18 protein-coding genes are annotated in these 21,337 nt (G+C 57.8%); 9 read left to right on the top strand and 9 right to left on the bottom strand.

What is annotated here, in order from left to right:
* Nucleotides 1-195: 195 nt before the first annotated feature.
* From VFU50_06750 to VFU50_06760, 3 genes are read right to left on the bottom strand one after another with little or no spacing between them, the layout of a single operon-like run.
* Nucleotides 196-789: a hypothetical protein gene (locus VFU50_06750; protein ID HEU5232541.1), complete on the bottom strand. Its 594-nt coding sequence runs from the start codon at nt 787-789 to the stop codon at nt 196-198.
* Nucleotides 786-2,729 carry a glycoside hydrolase family 3 N-terminal domain-containing protein gene (locus tag VFU50_06755; GenBank protein HEU5232542.1) on the bottom strand — a complete coding sequence of 648 codons (1,944 nt, stop codon included), beginning with the start codon at nt 2,727-2,729 and terminating at the stop codon, nt 786-788. The genes VFU50_06750 and VFU50_06755 overlap by 4 nt, the downstream gene beginning before the upstream one ends.
* 23 nt (nt 2,730-2,752) lie before the next feature.
* On the bottom strand, nt 2,753-3,931 hold the full coding sequence (locus VFU50_06760) for an alpha/beta hydrolase-fold protein (protein HEU5232543.1): 1,179 nt from the start codon (nt 3,929-3,931) through the stop codon (nt 2,753-2,755).
* A 195-nt stretch (nt 3,932-4,126) separates the two neighbouring features.
* Between VFU50_06760 and VFU50_06765 the strand changes: the two genes are divergently transcribed.
* Complete coding sequence (locus VFU50_06765) at nt 4,127-7,960, top strand: alpha-glucuronidase family glycosyl hydrolase (GenBank protein HEU5232544.1); 3,834 nt, start codon at nt 4,127-4,129, stop codon at nt 7,958-7,960.
* Between the two features lie 92 nt (nt 7,961-8,052).
* On the opposite strand, the gene VFU50_06770 is transcribed toward VFU50_06765, so the two are convergent.
* The 3 genes from VFU50_06770 to VFU50_06780 form a co-directional block, all read right to left on the bottom strand.
* A complete protein-coding gene (locus VFU50_06770) occupies nt 8,053-8,628 on the bottom strand; it encodes a hypothetical protein (GenBank protein ID HEU5232545.1) in 576 nt (191 codons plus the stop codon).
* A gap of 24 nt (nt 8,629-8,652) precedes the next feature.
* Nucleotides 8,653-10,080 (bottom strand): APC family permease, encoded by a 1,428-nt coding sequence (locus VFU50_06775; GenBank protein ID HEU5232546.1) that lies wholly within the window; start codon nt 10,078-10,080, stop codon nt 8,653-8,655.
* 88 nt (nt 10,081-10,168) lie between these two features.
* Nucleotides 10,169-11,116, bottom strand: coding sequence for an LPXTG cell wall anchor domain-containing protein (locus tag VFU50_06780; GenBank protein ID HEU5232547.1), 948 nt, complete (start codon nt 11,114-11,116; stop codon nt 10,169-10,171).
* A gap of 360 nt (nt 11,117-11,476) precedes the next feature.
* Here VFU50_06780 and VFU50_06785 point away from each other — a divergent pair, with 360 nt between their 5' ends.
* The 4 genes from VFU50_06785 (at nt 11,477) to dapA (ending at nt 14,720) form a co-directional block, all read left to right on the top strand.
* A complete protein-coding gene (locus tag VFU50_06785; GenBank protein ID HEU5232548.1) occupies nt 11,477-12,520 on the top strand; it encodes a metallophosphoesterase in 1,044 nt (347 codons plus the stop codon).
* Between the two features lie 257 nt (nt 12,521-12,777).
* Complete coding sequence (locus VFU50_06790) at nt 12,778-13,212, top strand: c-type cytochrome (protein ID HEU5232549.1); 435 nt, start codon at nt 12,778-12,780, stop codon at nt 13,210-13,212.
* Between the two features lie 10 nt (nt 13,213-13,222).
* Nucleotides 13,223-13,774 (top strand): heme-binding domain-containing protein, encoded by a 552-nt coding sequence (locus tag VFU50_06795; GenBank protein HEU5232550.1) that lies wholly within the window; start codon nt 13,223-13,225, stop codon nt 13,772-13,774.
* 43 nt (nt 13,775-13,817) lie between these two features.
* The gene (dapA, locus tag VFU50_06800) at nt 13,818-14,720 is read left to right on the top strand and encodes a 4-hydroxy-tetrahydrodipicolinate synthase (protein ID HEU5232551.1); all 903 of its coding nucleotides are present in this window, start codon (nt 13,818-13,820) and stop codon (nt 14,718-14,720) included.
* A 340-nt stretch (nt 14,721-15,060) separates the two neighbouring features.
* On the opposite strand, the gene VFU50_06805 is transcribed toward dapA, so the two are convergent.
* On the bottom strand, nt 15,061-16,155 hold the full coding sequence (locus VFU50_06805) for a glycosyltransferase (GenBank protein HEU5232552.1): 1,095 nt from the start codon (nt 16,153-16,155) through the stop codon (nt 15,061-15,063).
* Between the two features lie 10 nt (nt 16,156-16,165).
* Nucleotides 16,166-16,951 carry a PIG-L family deacetylase gene (locus VFU50_06810; protein ID HEU5232553.1) on the bottom strand — a complete coding sequence of 262 codons (786 nt, stop codon included), beginning with the start codon at nt 16,949-16,951 and terminating at the stop codon, nt 16,166-16,168.
* A gap of 64 nt (nt 16,952-17,015) precedes the next feature.
* On the opposite strand from VFU50_06810, the gene VFU50_06815 reads away from it, so the two are divergent.
* The 3 genes from VFU50_06815 (at nt 17,016) to VFU50_06825 (ending at nt 19,634) form a co-directional block, all read left to right on the top strand.
* Nucleotides 17,016-17,870 (top strand): 2,3,4,5-tetrahydropyridine-2,6-dicarboxylate N-succinyltransferase, encoded by an 855-nt coding sequence (locus VFU50_06815; protein HEU5232554.1) that lies wholly within the window; start codon nt 17,016-17,018, stop codon nt 17,868-17,870.
* 360 nt (nt 17,871-18,230) lie between these two features.
* The gene (locus VFU50_06820) at nt 18,231-19,442 is read left to right on the top strand and encodes an ABC transporter substrate-binding protein (protein HEU5232555.1); all 1,212 of its coding nucleotides are present in this window, start codon (nt 18,231-18,233) and stop codon (nt 19,440-19,442) included.
* 3 nt (nt 19,443-19,445) lie between these two features.
* A complete protein-coding gene (locus tag VFU50_06825; GenBank protein ID HEU5232556.1) occupies nt 19,446-19,634 on the top strand; it encodes a hypothetical protein in 189 nt (62 codons plus the stop codon).
* Nucleotides 19,635-19,825: 191 nt separating this feature from the next.
* Here the strand turns inward: VFU50_06825 and VFU50_06830 are convergent, their stop codons facing one another.
* A complete protein-coding gene (locus tag VFU50_06830) occupies nt 19,826-20,179 on the bottom strand; it encodes a hypothetical protein (protein ID HEU5232557.1) in 354 nt (117 codons plus the stop codon).
* Between VFU50_06830 and VFU50_06835 the strand changes: the two genes are divergently transcribed.
* Nucleotides 20,100-21,032 carry an Ig-like domain-containing protein gene (locus VFU50_06835; protein HEU5232558.1) on the top strand — a complete coding sequence of 311 codons (933 nt, stop codon included), beginning with the start codon at nt 20,100-20,102 and terminating at the stop codon, nt 21,030-21,032. The genes VFU50_06830 and VFU50_06835 overlap by 80 nt on opposite strands.
* Nucleotides 21,033-21,337: the final 305 nt, after the last annotated feature.

Raw genomic sequence — 21,337 nt, forward strand, 5'->3', positions numbered from 1 at the left:
AAAACCAACGGCAACCCCTTCCTGATAAGGGAAAAGCGCCGGCGCAAAAACAACATCGCTCGTGCTCACGGGAGAGGTGTCGCCCGCAGAGTTCAAAATCAGATCTTGACAGAGCCGTCGTGGTTATAGACAGGATGACAGAATCTCACAGAATTCCAGAACTTCGAGCAGAAGAAGCCCAAAATGGAACGAAGCTCAGATCGAGTCGTGCTCGCCGTGCTTCTGCACATACACGAGCGCGATGTTGCTGCCGCCGCTCTCCGGTTTGACGGCCACGATGTGTTGCTTGTCGTCAATCCCGGTCTTTAGCTCTATGGTATGGCTGTCATCCCACCGGTAATTGGAGCCGTTGCCGCGTTCGCTTCCGCAGGTGAGTTGATTGTCCGAATCCTTGTTGTGGTCGTGGAAGTTGACTTCGGTTCCCTTGCACTCCAGGTACTTCCCATATTTCTGCTTCAAGTCCTGCCGATACCAGGCGAGGACTTTGTCGGGCGAATCGTCGCTGTGAAAGTTGAGCGCAATCACTTTTAACTGTCCCCACGGACTCGAGATGTTTACGTTAGCCTGGTCGTGATCGTGTCCCTCTTTGGGAACGAGCTTCGCTCCAGGATAGACATTCAGTCCAGTCTCTTCCGGCTTCACCTGATCGGTGCGCACGCTGACCGAGCCGAAGGGGGTCTTCACGTCCACGTTGTCGCCATTGCCGGTCTTGCTGACGTTCACGCATGCTGTAAGCGACAAGGCAGCAGCAAGGATGGCGAGAGGAATGACTTCAATGCGCGATTTCATTGGATTTGTGCCGCTCCTGATGTTGTTTTCGGCAGCTCCGAGGCGACTCGCATCTCTTCCGGCTTGAGCTGCAGTCCGAATCCGCGATCGGCAATGCCGGGGAGGCTCACTGGGAGCTTGCCTTTGAGTTGTATCTCGCCGAAGAGCAGCTTCACCGCGCTGCGCTCCGACGTAGGCGCGTTCGAATACGTACAGATATACGTTGCCACATTGGGAAAGTTCATTGCCAGATATGGATTGCCCATAGCAATCACCGCCATCTTCGATCCGGCTGCATCGAGCAACTGCTGCATGAGATTTCCCGTAGCGTCGTTCAATCCAACGGTATTTGTGAGCTGACCGTTGACAACAGTTTGCTTCGCGGCAGTCGGCACAACGTAGGCTGCGACAACTACCTTCTGCGCTTGCTTCGCCGCTTCCACGATCTCAGGCGTCATGCCTGCGGCGATGGCGGAGTCGATGTAATAGACCTTGGTACCGCGAGCGCGCCGTCGCAGTTCAAGCTCGAAGACGCGGCCATACTGGCTGCGCACATCGTCGGTGATTATGACGCCGACCACCGGCGAAGGGGTCCCTGGAATTCGATACGCTCCTGGCTGCGGGTTGGTTCCCGGCACTCGTGGTGCGGTGGCAGGCAATGGAAGGACCTGTCCACTGTCCCGCACCAGAGTCACGGCGGCATCCGCCACCTGCTGCGCAAAGTCAATGCTCTCCGGACGACTGACAATGTGGGGAATCTCTTCCATATCTACAAGCCGGGCTTTATAGAGGCCGAGCGAAGCCTTGGCACGAAGAATCTTCAGCACTGACGTGTCGATTTGCTGCTGGGAGATCTCCTTACTGCGGACTGCCTGAACGAGCCCGTTGAAAGCGCCATCCAGATCCGAAGGCAGCAGCACCATGTCGTTGCCTGCCTTCACCGCATCGACGGCAGCGCGACCAGAAGGATTGGGGCCGTTCTCAGGATAGAGCCGAGTAAGGCCGTGCATCTCGAGCGCGTCGGTGACGATAAGACCCTGGAAATGCAACTTGTCCTTGAGCAGATCGGTGACGATCTTGTGAGAGGTAGTGGCAACTTTGTCCGTATCAGATTCCAATGCGGGAATGGTTACATGAGCAACCATAATCGAATCCACTCCGGCCTCGACTGCCTTCTCGAACGGCGGCAGCTCGACCGAATCGAGACGTGCGATATCGCCGGGAACCATCGCAACGCCAAGATGGGAATCGGTTGCGGTGTCGCCGTGTCCGGGAAAATGCTTCGCAGTACTAAGCATTCCGTACTTGCGCGAACCCTCTACGTAGGCCGCCACCATCGCCGCTACCTGCTGCGGGTCCTCTCCAAATGACCGTGTATTGATAATCGGATTCTTGGGATTGATGTTCACATCCGCAACAGGAAAGTAGTTCCAGTGCACGCCAATCGCACGCGATTCCTGCGCCGTGATCTCCGCGAACTTCTCTTCGAACTCGGGATTGTAGGTGGCGCCGAACGCCATGGCATGCGGGAACGCCGGCGTTTCGTTCAGACGCATCGAAAGACCACGCTCGAAGTCCGCAGCAACCAGCAGCGGCAGCTTCGATTCCTTCTGCAGCATGTTGGTCACTGCAGCAGCTTCATACGGCAGATCGCGGACGAGCAGTCCGTCAGAGACGCGAACCGTAAGAATGATCGAGCCCAGGTGATATTTCTTGATGGCATCGCGGACCTGCTGGTATTCGTCGCTCGCTACGTTGAGGAAGTCAGCGTAGGCGCGAATCTGGATCATCTGCCCGATTTTCTCTTCGAGCGACATCTTCTTGAGCGTCTTCTCCGCCCATTTATTTCCCTCAGAGGTGAGCTGCACCGGGCCGGCTTTTAGATACTTTTCTTCTTTGGCAGCGGCAGGCAGCACCAGCAGCAGAATTAAAAAGACAGCACGCAAGCGTGAATTGAACATGAAGGCAAGATAACAGGTCGAAATCACTTCCTGGTAGAAGCAGGCGAGTAGCCCTTCCACACGTACTCGAGCGCTTCGGCGAGCGTCTGCTGCTTGACCGCGCGATCCACGTGGCCGGCGTTGCGGGCGAAGACAAACTGGTAGTGATATCCCTTGGCCGCGAGTGCCTGCGCCATGCGTTCGTTTGCAAGCACCCAGTCATGCATGTTGTCGCGCATGGCATTCGGATTGAGGAGGTCGCGGTCACCCACTTCCATCCAGATCCTTATCGGCTTGCGTGGACTGCCGGGAATGAGATGCTCGTGAAACTCCCATGCGCCGTGAGGAGTCTGCGGATTGTAGGGCCATTGCTGATTTACGAAAGTCCCAGAATAGGAAAGAACGCGGTGATACAACTCAGGGTGATACCACGCCATGATCAGCGCACAAGCCGCCCCGGAGCTGCCGCCCGTTGTCGCTCGTCCATCGGGATCCTTCGTGAGTCTTACGTGAGCCTGCGCTTCGACCTGCGGCAGAACTTCGGTCTCCACGAACTCGGCATACTTTCCTGACATCGTGTCGTATTCGAGGCCACGCTCACTGCCTTGCGCGTCGCCACCTCCGTTGCCGATAGAAATCGCGATCATCGCCGGAAGCTTATGCTGAGCAATGAGCGAGTCGAGGGTGAGAAAGAGCAGGCGATCCGGACCATCGGCTCCGACAATAAATGGAGCGACGCTGCCGGCCAGGTACTGCTTTGGCACATACACCGCTACCTTCCGTCTGTAAGGCGCAGGGTGGCTGGTAGTCACGATCAGCTTGGCCGGATCCGCAGGATCAGGTGTGCCGAAAGTATTTGGATCGCGCGCAATACCCGGATAAATCGTGCTATCGGAGGACTTCATCGTGAACTCGACGACGTTTCCGTTCGCAAGCGTGTCGTCGCTTGCCTGAAGCGCCGAAGCGATCTCCGGAGCCGGATTGTGCGTCGGTCCCAAAATGAAGTTTCCGTTCGCATCGGGCGAAGGCACCGTGCCATCGGGCAATTCTGTAGCCGCGACAAAGCCGGTGGAGTGAGGATCGCGTGTAGGCATCGGAGGACGCGACGGATGTTGTGCCGGTGCAGGCGTTTGTCCCAGAATGGGACAGCGAGCAATTAAGAGAATAACGCCGAGCAGAGGGCCTGTAGAACGCATAAACGCAACCGAACGGAAGTTAATCATGCCCAAGCATTATCGCAGCGAAATCTCCGCGACCTCTTGTGTTTACCTCCGTGGCCTTCGTGTTCGCCTCTCTCAGTATTTGACTTCGCTGATTTGCGGTGCTCTACTGTGCCCCATCCCTTTAGTTCGCGTGTAAAACAATGTCTAAAGCGATTTAGACCAGCTTCTCACGGCGAGCCTGGATTCTTACTGACGATGCGCGCTGCAACTTCTCCCTACCTGCGACCGTTGCTGATTGTTCTTCTGTTCGCCGGCGTAATCCACGCTGAAACGGGCGAGCAGGCTTGGCTGCGCTACGCCCCTTTATCTGCTCAGGAAGCCAAGCAGTACGAATCGTTGCCTTCGAACCTCGTTGTGCTCGGCGACTCCGCTCTGCTCAAGAGTGCCCAACAGGAATTGACTCGCGGTGTCGAAGGCATGCTCGGCAAAGAGCTTGCCTCGTCGAATGCGCTGCCTTCCGGCGGCTCAGCTATCGTGCTGGGGACAGTTGAGTCGGTCCGCGCGGCGATTCCCGATTTGCAACTCCCGGCTTTGCATGAAGACGGCTACTGGCTTGCTACAAAGAAAGCTGGCGACCTGGAACGAATAGTCATCGTCGGCGGCGACGATCGCGGAGCGCTGTATGGGAGCTTTGCGCTGCTTCAGAAGATCGCGCTGGGCGAAAACATCGAATATCTGGAAGAGACGCAACAGCCGTACGCTCCACTGCGCTGGGTCGATCAATGGGACAACCTCGACGGTCGTATCGAGCGCGGATATGGCGGGCCCTCCATCTTTTTCGAAAACGGCTCAGTCCGCGCCGATCTCACCCGCGCTGCCGAATACGCGCGCCTGCTGGCCTCAATCGGGATCGATGGCTGCACGGTCAACAACGTAAACGCCAATCCGAATGTTCTCGATGAGAGTTTCCTGCCGCAGCTCGCCCGCATTGCAGATGTTTTTCGCCCCTGGGGAGTGAGGCTCTCGATCTCGGTAGATTTCAGCAGCCCAAAGGTGATCGGCGGTCTCGATACCTTCGATCCGCTCGATGCGCGCGTTGCAGACTGGTGGAGCAAGCGCGTCGATGCCATTTATCGACAGATTCCCGATTTCGCCGGATTCGTCGTGAAAGCCGACTCAGAAGGACGCCTCGGCCCTGCGACTTACAACCGCACTCCCGCCGATGCCGCCGACGTGATCGCCCGCGCGCTGAAGCCCCACGGAGGCATCGTTTTTTATCGCGCGTTCGTCTACAACCACCATCTCGATTGGCGTGATCCGAAGGCGGACCGCGCAAACGCTGCCTACGACAACTTTCATCCGCTCGATGGCAAGTTCGACGACAACGTCGTGATCCAAATCAAGAACGGCCCCATCGATTTCCAGGTGCGCGAACCGGTTTCACCTTTAATCAGCGGACTGGAAAAAACGAACGAAGCTCTCGAGTTGCAGATCACGCAGGAGTATCTAGGCCAGGCTCGGCACCTGGTTTATCTGCCGACGATGTGGAAAGAGGTCCTCGACTTCGATCTCCACGCAAATCACCATGTCACTCTGACCAAGGACATCGTGGCCGGCCGCACCTTCCATCGGCCACTCGGCGGCTTCGTCGGGGTTGCCAATGTGGGAATGGACGCCAACTGGATGGGCCATCCACTCGCCATGGCAAACGTGTACGGCTTCGGACGACTGGCATGGAATCCGAATCTCACGGCCAGAGCCATCGCCGAAGACTGGACGCGGCTCACCTTCGGAAGCGATTCCGAAGTGGTCAACACGATCACCGACATGCAGATGGCCTCATGGCACATCTACGAGAACTACACCGGCCCGCTCGGCGCCGGTACGCTGACTAATATCACCGGTCCGCATTACGGACCGGGCATCGAATCGTCAGAGCGCAACGGCTGGGGTCAGTGGCATCGCGCCGATCACAACGGCATCGGCATGGATCGCACGGTTGCTACTGGGACCGGCTACACCGCGCAGTACAGTCCCGAAGTGGCACAGATGTATGAGTCCCTCGCGACAACACCCGATGAGCTGTTGCTCTTCTTCCATCACGTGCCGTACACCTACAAGCTCCATTCCGGGAAGACTGTCATCCAGCACATCTACGATTCTCATTACGAAGGCGCGGAGCAAGCCGCCGGTCTCGTCCACGCATGGGAGCGCCTGAAAGGACGCATCGACGATGAGCGTTATGCCGCCACACTGGCGCGTCTCGAATACCAAAGCGGCCACGCAATCGTCTGGCGCGATGCCATTTGCAACTGGTTCCTTCGGACCTCCGGAATTCCTGATGCCAAAGGACGCGCCGGACATTTTCCCAATCGCCTGGAAGCCGAGTCGATGCACCTCAGCGGCTATCAGCCGGTGAACATTACACCGTGGGAGACAGCTTCCGGCGGCAAAGCTGTGCAGTGTCCTGCAGGCGCGAGTTGCGAGGCAGACTTCAAGTTTCCGAAGCCGACTGGCCAATACGAACTCGACATTCAGTACTTCGACATGCCTACTGGGCAAGCGAAGTTCCGCGTGCTCGTCGGCGGACACGAAGTTGATCACTGGATCGGAGACGATCATCTGCCGGCGCGAAAGCTCGACGGCGATTCCTCAACGCGTCGGCGCATCCATGACGTATCGCTGCATCAAGGAGAAGAGATCCGCATCGAAGGTACGCCGGACGGAGGCGATCCGGCGGCGCTCGACTACGTTGAGATCCACCCCGCATCCGAAGAGCAGGCCCCAAGCTATCCCGAACCGGCACACCTCACCGCCGAGCAGGACCATCAGCGCACGATGGAGTTGCTGCACATCAGCTCGCTGCGCCCAGGACCGAGCGGCAATCCATCCGCTCCCAATGCGGCGAACACAGACGAGTCAAAGGTCCCGCCGTATACACTGCCCGATCCGCTTACGTTCAAAAGTGGGAAGAAGGTGAAAACGCCGAAAGACTGGTGGCAGAAGCGGCGTCCGGAAATCGTCGAAGACTTCGATCGCGAGATCTACGGGCGCGTTCCGGCGAACGTTCCCAAAGTGGAATGGCAGGTCGCGAACGTCGAAGAAGAGAAAGTCGGGGCTGTTCCGGCAATTACCAGGAAACTCATCGGGCGTGTAGATAACTCGGCGTACCCGCTGATCGATGTAAACATTCAGTTGACCTTGACCACGCCCGCGAGCGCCGCCGGCCCAGTGCCGGTGATCATGGAGTTCGGGTTCAGCCCGGAATTTATGGCCGCCATGGCGCGGCGGTTCGCTGCATTGCGCAACTCAACATCGGGGCCCACATGGCAGGAGCAAGTACTGGCGAAAGGCTGGGGCTACGCGATTCTGATTCCCACCACGATTCAGGCCGATAACGGAGCGGGGCTGACAGAAGGAATCATCGGCCTCACCAATAAAGGACAGCCGCGAAACCTTGATGACTGGGGCGCACTCCGGGCCTGGGCGTGGGGAGCAAGCCGAGCGCTCGATTACTTCGAGACGGATAAGGCAGTCGATGCCAAACGAGTCGGCATCGAGGGCCTCTCCCGATATGGGAAGGCCGCGCTGGTGACCATGGCGTATGATCAGCGCTTCGCCATCGGCTTCATCGGCTCCTCCGGCGAAGGCGGAGCCAAACTCTATCGCCGCATCTTCGGCGAGCAGGTGGAAAACATTGCTGCATCCGGCGAGTATCACTGGATGGCTGGCAACTTCCTGAAGTATGCCGGTCCGCTCACGACCAACGACCTGCCGGTCGATGCCAATGAACTCATCGCGTTGTGCGCTCCGCGTCCGCTATTCATCAGCACCGGCGCGCCTAAAGTCGAAGGCGGCTGGGTCGATGCGAAGGGCATGTTCCTCGGCGCCGTCGGCGCCGGTCCGGTTTACCGCCTGTTAGGAAAGAAAGATCTGGGCACAACGGAATTCCCGCCGATCGAAACGACACTGATCAGCGGCGACATTGCATTTCGTTCTCACAGCGGTGGGCACACGACAGGACCAAACTGGCCGACGTTCCTGGAATTCGCGCAGAGGTATTTCGGGCACTCGCCTGCCGGAAAATAAAACCTTTTCACCACGGAGGCACGGAGTACACGGAGGAGACAAGATTGACTTCGTCTGATTTGCAGTACGTCCTGCTTGGCCTACTCGATCATTCACACCTTGGCTGAACGCAGATACTGCTTCATCGCGTTTTGTGCCAGGGTTAGACCAATGGCCCAGCGCTGTTGTGCTTCCTGAAGATCCGCCCCGTAGCCGTGAAGGTAAAAAGTGATCGAGAAGCACTCAGAGGCATCGCCTTCCTGGCGATGATCCAAACAGCGACGCACGATGAACTGCGCTGCGCTGCTCAGATCTGGAGCTTGTCGCAGCATCCGAGCCAGGGTTTGGACGAAGCGCTCGCATTCGGGAAAGCTGTTGCGGGCGAGTGATGCAAAGAGCAAATCGACATAGGAGCTGAACTTAACCGCTTCGCCGAAGACTTCGTCATCGGCATCCATTTCACTGGTGCTCCAGACGTCGCACTTGGCAGTTTCGATCTGGGAGTCTGGTGAATTTGCCCAATCGAGAAAACTTGCCAACTCCTCGCAGGTACACGCCTCCGGTATTTCTAATAAAAGCTCTGGCTGGCGTTTGAGATCGAGGAAGCGCACCGAGCCATCCTCTGACCGCCAGGGGATCTCAAGCACCGGGTCATTCGGTCCTGGCTCGACAATCCATTCAGCAAGCATGCGGTGGAGGAGAGGCGGTCGTTATCATTGCGCCGCAGTCGTTCGCTTTCGGCTGGATGTCCAGTAGAGCGCGAGGCCAATGAGGATCGCAAGCGAGGTGCCGCCGATCAGCTTGAGTTCGAATACTGCTTTGTTCGTGGTCTCGCCGGGCGGAATCATCGAGAGCACCATTGAGAGCAGACAAATGAAGAATCCGAGCAGTCCTACGATCCACACTCCAGCTCGTCCCCATGGAATGAGCACCGCATCAGCATTCCCATTTCGGTCTGCCCGGTACGCCAGTTTGATAGCGGCAGCGTACATATACAGAAATGGCAGGAAGTAAAGAATGATTGCAGCGTCTACCAGCACCTGGTAGGCGCCGTTCACTGTCTCGCTGATCTGCGCGAGGACAAGGATAAAAGCGGAAATTCCCGCTTGAATAAGAATGGCAATGTACGGCGTGCGCCAGCGCGGATGAATTTTTCCGAAGAATGCCGGCAGATAGCTGTCGATGCCAACGGCAAATGGCACCCTTGCGATTCCCGCCACCGTGGTTCCCACGCCTCCGGCGTTGCCAACTGTGACCAGCAGCGCCGCAATTACGCCCACGATCCCGATGCCGAGCAAATGCGATCCCGAAGTAATCGCCTGGAAGACTCCACTCTTGGGATCGACATCGGCAGGAGTGACCATCACCATCGTTGCAAGAGTGCCGAGGATGTAGATGAGCGCGATCAGGACTCCTGAACCGAGAATCGCACGTGGAAAGGTTCGCCGCGGGTTGTGAACTTCCTCCGACATCGCGCAAACGAGTTCCAAACCCGTGAACGCGAAGGCAATCTGTGACCAGAAGTTCACGGTGTCGAAATCCCAAGTCGGAAGAACATTCACGCGTGTCAGGTGAACGTGCGATCCGGCTCGAGAATAAACGGCAACTGCAATTGCGATCAGGATCAGGAGTGGAGCATAGGTCCCAACGCCTCCGGCATTCTGCAGCCACTTTCCGATATTCAGGCCAACGATATTCAGTCCGACGGCAACGGCCAGCAGTACGAGTGAGCCCGCGACGAGAAAATGTTTGTCATTTGCCAGGTGCGAATGACCGAGTCCGCCGATGTACGCGCTCATCGCCGTGCTCGCCACCAGCAGTCCAGGAAAGTAGAAGAACGAATAAACCCAATACGCCCATCCCGCGACGAAGCCGTGAAAATCGCCGAAGGCTTCGCGCGTCCAGATGTAGAGCCCGCCTTCAGATGGGAAGCGGCTGGAGAGTTCGGTAATGACGAGTGCCGTTGGGAAGAAAAAGAAGACGGCTGCCAGCACCCACAAACTGAGTGATGAAGTCCCATTATGGGCTGCCGCTGCAATCCACCTGGGGCCGAGCACCGCAGCGATATTAAAGAGGAGAACATCCCAGAATCCCATCTCGCGCCGCAGTTGTGACACGGCTTCTCGTTGCGGATGGGACAAAGGCTTCGCCTCCGAATGCGAGCGGATAAAGAAATCCCGGCCTCAACGCAGCCGGGATTCCAAGCCTACCAGATTTGATTTCGAGTACCTATCGGCGAAGCCAGTACACCAATCCGCCGACTACGCCCAATCCACCGAGCAGCAGCAAGAGCGGCAATGGCGAGCCGGTCTGGGGAAGCGTGGGGGTTTGAGTTTTGGCGGTGTTTTCGTTCGCCGCGGGTGTATTTTGGGCCGACGAGCTTTGCGGTTGAGTTGCTCCGGTGCTCTGGGCAGACGGAGTGGGGCTTTGCTCTGATGTCTTATGCCGCTGCTGCCATGCCGTGGAACTCGAACTCGAAGGTGATGTCGACGGAGCAGCCTGGCTCTGGTCGCTCTGCGGTAGCGCCGGCGCTTGATTTTGAGCCATTAACGTGCCTGCATTCGCAGACTGGGCTGGTTGAGTCGCGGACTGTGAGCCAGCGACGACCGTACTGGTTTCCGGACCCAAATTGCCGGTGCGCACTCCGCGCGCGTTCAATTCCGCGATGCTGTCATTGTTGAAGCTCTTCACATCCTGCGGACGGTGTGACCGATACGCACGGGCGATCTGTCCCAAACTTTGCGTCTGATTCGAAGTGTTCGGCAATCCCGATTCGAAATGCTGAATGCCGTTTTCGAACGGCTCAGTCGGTGTAGCCGCAGCGCCTGAAGCCGGTGTGGTCGTTGAGGTCGCTGCATTCGACGAGCTTGGAATCGCGGCCAAGTTTGAGGATGCCGGCTCCGCTACTGCAAAGGCCGCGCCGTTCGGGTTATAGACCGAAGGACCACTGCTGGAGCGGCTATCGTTCGCGGCCGCCGCGGAAATCGGCGCGCCCACCGCAGATCCGCTGCCCGGCAGCGCGATATCAGGCGTGGAGATGAGCGGCGCGTTCGCGGCACTCACCGGCACCGTCGCCATTGCTGGACCTGCCGTGGTAGCAGTCCCTCCTACAACAGCAACCTGCGCAAAACCGAACGACGCTGACAAAACGATTGCAAGCGACAATTTACTCAACATCTTCCCCTCCAGGCGCGCCAGCTTGCCCGCGTTCATCACTCGACGCAAGTCCGCCAATAACGGCACACCAGACCGTGAGTTGTTGGATTACTCCAGAACTACTGCAGGATGCCTGTCGGCCTACGGCAGAGTCATTGCCCGAAAGAAAGTCTGATGCTGGCAAATGTCCGCAAAAGCATACGCCTGTTCACCCAATTTGCCACCTGCACACTCTACTGGAGAGCTGCCATGCCGGTCTCCATTAAGACAACAAACCCGTCCGCTGTGAAATTTTCGTCCCAGCTTTGCTCGCGTTCAAAGGAATAAAGCTTCAAGCCTCTCGGTTCCCTTTGGCGGAAACCAGAAATCGCAAAGGAGCCTATGTCGCACAGACGCAACGAATCTGATCCTAATCTTCTTGATGAGCGCCACAGCACCGACGGTCTCGACCGCCGCGGCTTTTTGAAATGTATGGCCTGGGCCGGCACCGGACTGCTCTGGACCATCACCGCTGAGGGAATTCCCACATCTCACATCTTCGAAGGCGGGAAGCATGGCAAGAAGGCTGAATCTGGCCTGCAATTCGTGCAGATCAGCGACAGCCACATGGGCTTCAACAAACCCGCGAATACGGATGTCGTTGCCACACTTCAGGCTGCCGTGGATCGCATCAACGCTCTGCCCGTCCCAGCTGATTTCATCATCCACACCGGTGATCTCAGCCATCAGTCGAAGGCCTCCGAGTTCGACACCATGGATCAGGTGCTCAAGAGCGCCAAGCCCAAGCAGATCTTCTATGTTCCGGGCGAGCACGACACCTCAGTTGACGATGGCAAACAATACCTTGACCGATATGGGAAAAGCACAAAAGGCCGAGGCTGGTACAGCTTCAATCACAAAGGCGTCCACTTCGTCGGACTGGTGAACGTCATACAGCTCGAAGGCATGGGCCAACTTGGCGATGAACAAATCGCATGGTTCAAGGAAGATTTGGGCGGAGTTTCGGCCAGCACTCCGGTAGTCGTGTTCGCGCACATTCCGCTATGGACTATTTATCCCGATTGGGGATGGGGAACAAAAGACAGCGAGCAAGCGTTCGAGTATCTCAAGCGCTTTGGTTCCGTAACGGTACTCAACGGACATATCCATCAGGTGATGCAGAAAGTCGAGGGCAATGCGACCTTCCACACCGCCATGTCGACGGCATTCCCTCAGCCGGCACCGGGCACCGCGCCCGCTCCTGGTCCGATGAAGGTGCCTGCAGAACGACTGCGTAGCGTGCTGGGACTTGCGAACGTGCATTACGTCGAGCAGAACCAGAGCTTGGCAATCGTTGATTCCAGTCTTGCCAGCGGCTCCGCAGACGAAGCACGTTCCTCTGCGGCCCTCGTGCTCCCACACCGGCAGATGAGCCTGAGACGTTGACGCCTTAGAAGAGCAAGCCCGAAGGCCCGGTAGAAGCAGAGCCCAGCGGCGTAAGCCTTGGGAACATAGTCGCCCCAAAAATTCTGAGCTGCGAAGGGGCGGCGTTTAATCGACGCCGAATGGAGTGTCGCCCTTTCAGGGCTCGACGTCTCGTCTCCTCCAACCCAGGGCTCACGCCGCTGGGCTCCGCTTCTGGCGGCCCTTCGGGCCTAATTGCCCCGGGTATTCGTGGACTTTGAATGATAAGGAAGAATGAAATGCATCAAGTCTCAATTCGGGAACGCTTGCTCAGAGTGGCTCCAACACGTTTGATCGCCGTCCCACTCGCCGCTTTTGTGTTCGGAGTCATGCTCTTGCTGCCGTTTTCTTCGGCTGTGGTGACACAGCAAGCAGATGCCGATCGCGGCCATCAGCTCTTCGACCGGCGCTGCGGCGGCTGTCACTCGCTCGACAACGACAAAGAAGGCCCCCGCCTTCGCGGTGTTTACGGCAGAAAAGCAGGCACGGTGCCGAGCTTCAAGTACTCCGACGCGGTCGCGAAATCCGGAGTCACTTGGGATGACGCCAATCTTGATAAGTGGCTCACTGATCCAGATAAGTTCATCTCCGAGGCCGACATGGACTTCCATTTGGAAAAGGCCGACGAACGCGCCGACGTCATCGCCTACCTGAAGCAACTCTCAACGAAATAGCGAGCGTGCGATGGCTGAAATTTTGAAACGCGGCAGCGTTGCGGCAGAAGCGACAATCGAGAAGCGCACCTGGAATCCGCAGCTCATCGGCGGCTGTGGTGTCGGTATTCTCGCGTTGCTTTTCCTGCTGGCATTCGTTCATCCGTACGGCAACGCGAGAGTCGCCGATCCGGCCAAACAGCTTATGTCTTCCGCCGAGATCGGCCCGCCGGTGCTCGCTGTGCTGCAGCGTTCCTGCCAGAACTGTCATTCCGAGCGCACAACCTGGCCGGCGTACAGTCATCTCGCCCCGATCTCGTGGCTGATCGAAAGAGACGTACACGATGGTCGCAGCCACTGGAACATGTCGAAGTGGGATCAGTACAGTATCGGGGACCGCGAGCACATCCTGTCCCAAATCGGGCCGATGGTAAGAAATAGAAAAATGCCACTGCCGCAATATCTGCTTCTTCATCCAGAAGCCAGACTGAGCGAGGCCGATGCGGAACTCCTGTATCAGTGGAGCCGGCAGGAGCGGAAGAGGCTGAAGGCGCAGCCTGGGCCAGCCGTCCCGAGCAACTAACAAACGCCGGTGGGGCATCCCTGGCTCGCGTTATCCTTTACACATGAACCTTCGCGGCTGCGGCACAGCTTTGGTTACGCCCTTTCGCGCGGACGGCGCCATCGATGAGCGCGCCTTGAGCTCGCTGGTCGAGTGGCAAGTCGCTTCCGGCGTGCACTTCCTGGTTCCGTGTGGAACTACCGGTGAGACGCCGACGCTCACTCACGACGAATGGCTGCGCGTCATCGACATCACGATCGAAGTGGCCCGTGCTCGAGTGCCGATCGTCGCCGGCGCAACTTCGAATTCAACGCAAGAAGCCGTCCAGCGCGCTAAGGCCGTGGGTTCTCGCAAGGGTGTTGACGCAATTCTCACGGCGTCTCCGTACTACAACAAACCGACTCAGGAAGGACAGTACCAACACTTCAAAGCCATTGCCGAAGCGGTGGACAAGCCGATAGTTCTCTACAACGTTCCGGGCAGAACGGCGGCGAACATCGAGCCGGCGACACTGGCGCGCCTGGCGAAAATTCACAACATCGTTGCCGTGAAAGAAGCCAGCGGCAGCATGACGCAGATCGCTGAGGTTTTGAACGTAGTTCCGGAGGACTTCACAGTCCTGTCGGGCGATGACGCAGTCACGCTACCCGTGATTTCTCTTGGCGGACGAGGAATTATCTCGGTAGCTTCCAACGTCATTCCTGCAGAGATCGCACAAATGACTCAGGCGGCGCTCGACGACGATTGGCCGCGCGCACGTGCGTTGCATCGCAAGTATCTCCCTCTCATGCAGGCGCTCTTCATTGAATCGAACCCGATGCCGGCAAAGTGCCTGCTGGCGATGATGGGACGCATCGAAGAGAACTATCGTCTTCCCATGGTGCGCGTGAAGCCGGAAACACGCACGAAGCTCGAAAAGGTCGCGACCGAGCTGGCGCTGCTGGCCGAGCGGGTGTCTGCACCGTAGTCAGCCTCCTGCTGCAAGAGCTGGGCTCGCGATCGCAACCGGTTCAATTCAAAATCACGGATTAATTCCGTCGGTTTACAGTTGCGCGTTTCGCGCAGATTCCCATTTTAGGAATCCGTGACTTCATTTTTTCTCTTGACTTTTCTCGCGATTCGTCATAGCACGGAAGGTGGGAGTTACGGATGACTGAAAGCAGCGCGCCATGCAATCAAAAAGAAGAGATCGGATGAGATCTCAAGGGATTCAATGAGATCGTTCATACGGGATATCTCATCTCGGCGGATGAGATATCTGATGGGATTCGATGGGATCGAGTGAGATTCGATGAGATCTTCTGACGTTACCACGCGGCCGATCGTGAAAGCTGAATCGTCATCAGCTTGCAATAGAGTTCCTCGTAGGCATCGGCCATACGGCGGGAGGAATAGTTCTGGAGTGCGTACGCTCGACAGTCCTCTGGGTTGATTTCCCGCACACGAGACAGAGCTGAGGCCATTTGATCGGCATCGTCGACGATAAATCCGGTTACGCCTTCGGCTACAACTTCCGGCAGCGCGCCTCGCCGCAGTGCGACAACTGGAGTTCCGCAAGCTGCGGCCTCCATCGCGACCACAGAACTGGTCTCGTTCACTTCGCTGGTGATGAGCAGAGCGCGGGCATTGCGGATTAAGTCAACTTTTTCCGCGAAGATCGGCTGCGGAACGTACCTGGCGCTGGTGCCGGCGCGTTTCAGGCGCGGAATGATTTCCCGCGCAAAGTATTTCTGGTGATAGAGAAAAGGATAGACGGTGCCTGCAAGGATCAGCTTCACGCCGGCTTTGCGGGCGACATCGAGCGCGGTGTGCGGGCCTTTTTCTTCGCAGATGCGGCCAAGCCAGACAAAGTATTCTCGGCGGCCGGTCGGCACGAGAGGTTCGATGAACTTCTCCACCGGAATGCCGTTGGGCGCAACACCAAGCACGCGTGGCAAGTCTCGGAACTCGCACATCTGCGATTGCGAAACGCAGTTAAAAGACACGCAGTTAGGAACGACGGAGAAGTTCGCGTGCTTGTAGAGTTGCGGAGGCAAATGGAGGGTCGCCATTACCGGAATCGGGAGCCCCTCGGCGTGCTGCCAGAAACCCCCACTCATGTCGTGAATGAGGTCGAGGCCTTTTGCTGCTCCTCCATGAAGCCAGGTAAGAAGCGCCTGGGTCTGCTCTTGCGAGCGCCGCTCGAATTGGTCGGCATTGTCCGCGCCGCCGCCGGTTGCAAACAAATCACCGGCCACGTGCGAGCCTGCACAGGCAGCGACCGTGGTGCTGTATCCCCGACGGTGCATTTCGCGCTCCACTGCGAGCAGCATCTGCTCGGCGCCACCGGCGCTGTGTTCCGAAATGGGCAGCAAAGGATACGCCACATAAAGCACGCGGAGCTTTCGAGGAGATTCCGTCACGCTGCGGAACTCATTTCTCCAGCGGCACCGCAGCCGCTGAGAACTCGCCGAAGGCGGCGCATACCTCTTGCGGCGTCATGCGCCACTGCCACACTTCATAGTTGAGTTTGCCTTCGTGCGGTCGGCGCGAGTAGTCATAGGCAGCTTGCGGACGGAACCGTTCCATTTCGGGCCGGAAGGACGGCAGCGCATCAAATTGAGATTTATAGCAGGCGAGCATGCGCATTTTCTTTTCCAGTTCCCGGCCTTGAACATGATGCTCGATCACTTCGCCATGCTCGACTACGAACTGCTGAAACATTCCTTTTCCATCAGGACTCCGATGGTACAAAGGCGCCTCCCAAATTGGGATCGAATGCGTTTTCCCGAGTTGCGCAGCGAGGAAGCTCACACTGTCATGGTCCGGGTGTCCGCCTTCATAGGCCAACGTCAACAGACACTGCGCACGAAACTGCTCGACGAGCGATGAGAGTGCAGCAAAGGCGGCGGGCAACGACTTGTAGAGGCGCTGATCGATGAGCGGCGCCTGCACGCGATGGGAGAGAAATTCGACGGCGCCGACGCCCACAGATTCCAGAGCTGCGCGAGCTTCCTCCTCGCGCACATTGGCATACGCCGTGCGCGAGCCGTACTTGCGCCAGAAGTATTCGTCTTCCGGAGCGCCGTCGGTGGCGAACACGACACAGGGCTGCTCGATGCACTGCAGCAAGCCGCCGCAAGAGATCGATTCGTCGTCTGGATGGGCCACGATCAGCAGTGTGCGGCCGAGCAGTTGCTGGAGCGGGTTCAGTTCCATGGTCGGACAAGCTGCTGCACTTGTGAGATGCGCGCGGCCAGTTCGCGTTTATACTCCACTGCAAATGTCCCACAGCTCACCTGGTGCCGCAAGCTTGCGGGAGCAGATTGAAACATTGTTTGATGCAGGATCTCGCGCCCACGAGGTCCCGCAGGCGCATGCAACTTTCGAGCGTTTCCGCGAAGCGCTTACGCATGGCGAGATTCGGGCAGCCGAGAAGATCGACGGCCGCTGGCATGTGAACACCTGGGTGAAGCAAGGCATCCTGGTGGGGTTCCGAATTGGAACGCTGCACGAGTGGAAGGGAGGCGTGCTGTCGTTTGTCGATAAAGCCACATATCCGCCGCGCCGGTTCGAAGCGCAAGACCGCGTTCGTATCGTTCCCGGCGGATCGTCCGTGCGCACAGGAGCCTATGTTGCGCCATCGGTGATCTGCATGCCGCCGATGTTCATCAACGCCGGCGCGTATGTGGACGAATGCACGATGGTCGATTCGCATGCGCTCGTCGGCTCATGCGCACAGGTGGGAAAGCGAGTCCACGTGAGTGCTGCGGCACAGATCGGCGGGGTGCTGGAGCCGGTCAACGCATCGCCGGTCATCATCGAAGATGACGTACTGATCGGCGGCAACTGCGGGATCTACGAAGGCACGCTGGTCCGCGCTCGCGCTGTGCTTGGAGCGGGAACGATTCTCACTCGTTCCACTCCGGTCTATGATCTCATCCGAGGCGAGGTATTGCGCTCCAGTTCCAATCGCGCCTTGGAAATTCCGGAAGGAGCGGTCGTTGTTCCCGGCTCACGAGCCGTCACTCGCGGCAAAGGACAGGAGTGGGGACTCTCGTTATATACGCCGGTCATCGTGAAGTATCGCGACGAGCGAACTGATCAGTCGATCGAACTTGAAGATCTGCTGCGATAAGATTTGCGGCGGCCCATCCCGGGGTTGAACACGGAGGACACGGAGGGTACGAAGGATTGCTTTTGTGGTTGGTTGATATCGACTCCGAGCGTTGAAACCAACTGTGCTGGAAAACCGCGGATCGCCATTTGAGTACTCCGTGCCCTCCGTGTCCTCCCTGTTCAATTCCAAAGACTGCGCGCGAACGCATGTCGGCGGTTCGATGCGTAACTCTCGTTGCTATTTACAAGTCAGGGCCATTTCACGATTTAGTCCAGTTCCTGCACAGATTTCGACATACTCTCGGTAAGAGGCGGACTTCTCCCAAACACATCCGCACATATCCGTGTTCTGCGGCGAAATGCCGATGGAGAGAACGATATGGCAGCCCCGATCTGCGCCAGCCTGTGCGCAATCAGAAAATACATCAGCCTGACTGGCCTGCTATTGGCAGCGATCTTGGCGTTTGCCGGGATCTCGGCGGCACAGGCGCCTGGAATCACAAGCAGTGAAGTGAAAATCGGCTCATGCTCCGCCCTGGACGGACCCGCGCGGCAACTCGGCCTGGAAACCGTACTCGGAGCCACCGCCTATTTCGATTACATCAACGATCAAGGCGGTGTAAACGGACGCAAGCTGAAGCTAAGTTCCCATGACGATGGCTATGATCCGGACAAAGCCGCGGCATGCTTTGCCCAGCTCACGAAAGACGGCATTTTCAGCGCAGCATTTTTTGTCGGAACTCCCACTGCCGCCAAATATGTGCCCCTGGCCGAGAGCGAGAAAGTTCCCCTTGTGGGACTCTTCAGTGGAGCACCGTTTCTCAGCCAGCCGACGAAGCACTTCATCTTTAGCGTCCGCGCTTCCTATAACGATGAGACGCGCGAGCAGGTCGATGGTCTCTGGAACGCAGGCGTACGCAAGATCGGAGTCATCTACCAGGATGACGCTTTCGGCAATGCCGTGCTCGAAGGCGTGAAGCTCGCCTTGCATAAACATGGAGCGTCGCCTGCAGGTCTGGGCAAATTCGTTCGCAATACGCTAGACGTGGGCAAAGCAATAGCAGACGTACACGCAGCCAATCCGCAGGCGGTGATCTTTGCCAGTCCGTACGCGCCCGGGGCGCAGATTCTCAAACAGACACATGCGCAGAGCTGGCGCCCGACCTTCCTCACCGTTTCGTTCGTGGGTACGGAAGCTCTGATCAAAGCAGCCGGTAACGATGCCGAAGGCGTAGTGATAACACAGGTCGTTCCGCCATACGACCGTACGGAATTGCCGACCGTGAAGCTGTATCGGGAAAGCATCGCCAAATTCATGTCGAGCACGCAGCCGAGCTTCGTCAGTCTCGAAGGATTCATCGATGCTCTGGTGGTTGCCGACGGCCTCAGAAAAGCCGGAGCTGATCCCACGCGCGAGCAATTCGTGAATGGCCTTGAGTCGCTCCATGATATGGACATCGGATTGGGTAACGATGCCAAGCTGATGTTCAGCGCGCATCATCATCAGGGACTCGATCATGTGTACCCAACTGTGATCCAAAATGGGAAGCCGCAGATGATCAAAGACTGGCAAGCCGTAGTCAAGCGCTGAGCAGTGCCTCAACGACGAATAGCCTCATGTTCCGATTTGGGCGGGGACAAGCTGGCCGCATTTGCAATCCGGCATCTCTGGTTGCGCATCCGCGCCGTAATCCAGTGCTCTGTGTTTGCGGTGAACGAGTTGCCGCCGAAGTATTACGGATTGCGGCTGGCTGAGTACTACGGCCTGCGGCAACTCGCTTAACTCCACTCAGGCAAGATACCTAGAAGCCCTAAGTAGTTTATCTAATATAGGGAGAGTAGATGCCTCCATAGCTTTCCCCTTTCGGCACGGCGGTACCACCCGTGAGCCGTGGGAGGCAAAATGCGACAGGGTGCAGTTCTTCTCGGTTTTTCTTTGATCGCAATGATCGCCGGGTGCGGTGGCGCCGGCACCTACACAAAATCCGTAGATAGCTCGGCGAACACGAACGTCTCATCGGCCGGCTCCGCCGGCACAACCAATCCGAGCGCGGGCGCCGGCGTCAGCGGAACCTCCTCTGCCCCGGGAACCAGTTCCAGTTCGGGAAGTTCGACGACTGGAGGCAGCTCGAGCGGAAGCACAAGCTCTGGCGGCAGCACCACGAGTGGAGGCAGCTCGACAGGGGACACATCGACGGGCAATCCGCCTGCGGCCCCTGCGCCGACTCCAACCTCCGCGACTGAAGTAGTGATCAACTCCCCAGCCGAGGGCGCAACCGTAAGCTCACCCACTGCCGTTTCCGCTACTGCTACCGGAGAGGCATCCATTACCTCGATGCAGTTGTATGTAGACGATGGAGTGGCTTTCCAGGCGGAATCAGCTCAGATCAATACCAGCCTGAACCTTCCCGCGGGGCCACACACGATAGTCGCGCAGGCTTGGGACCAAAATGGGAGCGCCTTTAAATCGGCTCCGCTGCATGTGGTGGTGCAGGCGCCCGCCACTCCTCCAGCTCCGGCACCGGCGCCTGCTCCCAGCGCGCCGTCACCGACGATCGGGCAAATTCAGACCCAGGGAGGTTGGGATGATTGCGACGTCTGCGCCGGCGATGCCGGCAATGGTCCGCACACCGCTCATGGAATGCAGCGAGGGGTTAGCTCTCCTTCACTGAGTGGGACTTCCACGCGTTTCGACATTGGCGGCACGCCATGGGGAGCCGCACTCTTCTGGCTCGAACTCGGTTCTCACGACGACGCGCAGAACCTTCGTTACGATCTCGACTTCTATATCGATTCCACTTCCAGTGCCCAGGCGCTCGAATTTGACGTCAATCAGACGGCGAATGGAAACAGGTACATCTTCGGCACAGAGTGTGACTTCCGCGGTACCGGCACCTGGCGGGTGTGGAACGGTCCGGCGCACACCTGGGCTTCTACCGGAATCGGCTGCCCGATGCCGGAAGCCGGTACTTGGCATCACCTCACTTGGGAGTTCCAGCGCAGTGGAGGACAGGCGCATTTCATCGCAGTTACGCTCGATGGCAATCGGCATGATGTGGGCATGGCGTTCGACGGCCTCGGCCAGTCCGGCAGCGGCCTCGACGTTGCCTTCCAGGCGGATCTGAATGCCTCGGGCGGAAACGTCTCTGTCTGGTTGGACAATGTAGGCTTATCGTGGTGACGATCTACGCATTGCGGACTTGATCGGCTGAATTACCGTCGGAGCGAACGCCGGCGTAGGCAAAAGGAACGTTCGCAACGGCACGGCCCGAGCGGAGCTGTGCCGTTGCCGCAAAGGCGCTTTTAGCCGCTGAAACAGCTCTTCGGATTGCGCCGTGGGACTTAATCAAGAGCACCGCAGCAAATTCCTGCCGGGGGCTCGATCATTTTCGTCATACACGTTTTCCCGACTTACGTCGGCACTTGCCAGTCCCCTCTACAAACCCTGTCCAACGTATCTCGATCATTTCTCATCCAAATAACGGA

Source organism: Terriglobales bacterium (genome assembly GCA_035764005.1).
Classification (GTDB): Bacteria; Acidobacteriota; Terriglobia; order Terriglobales; family Acidobacteriaceae; genus Gp1-AA112.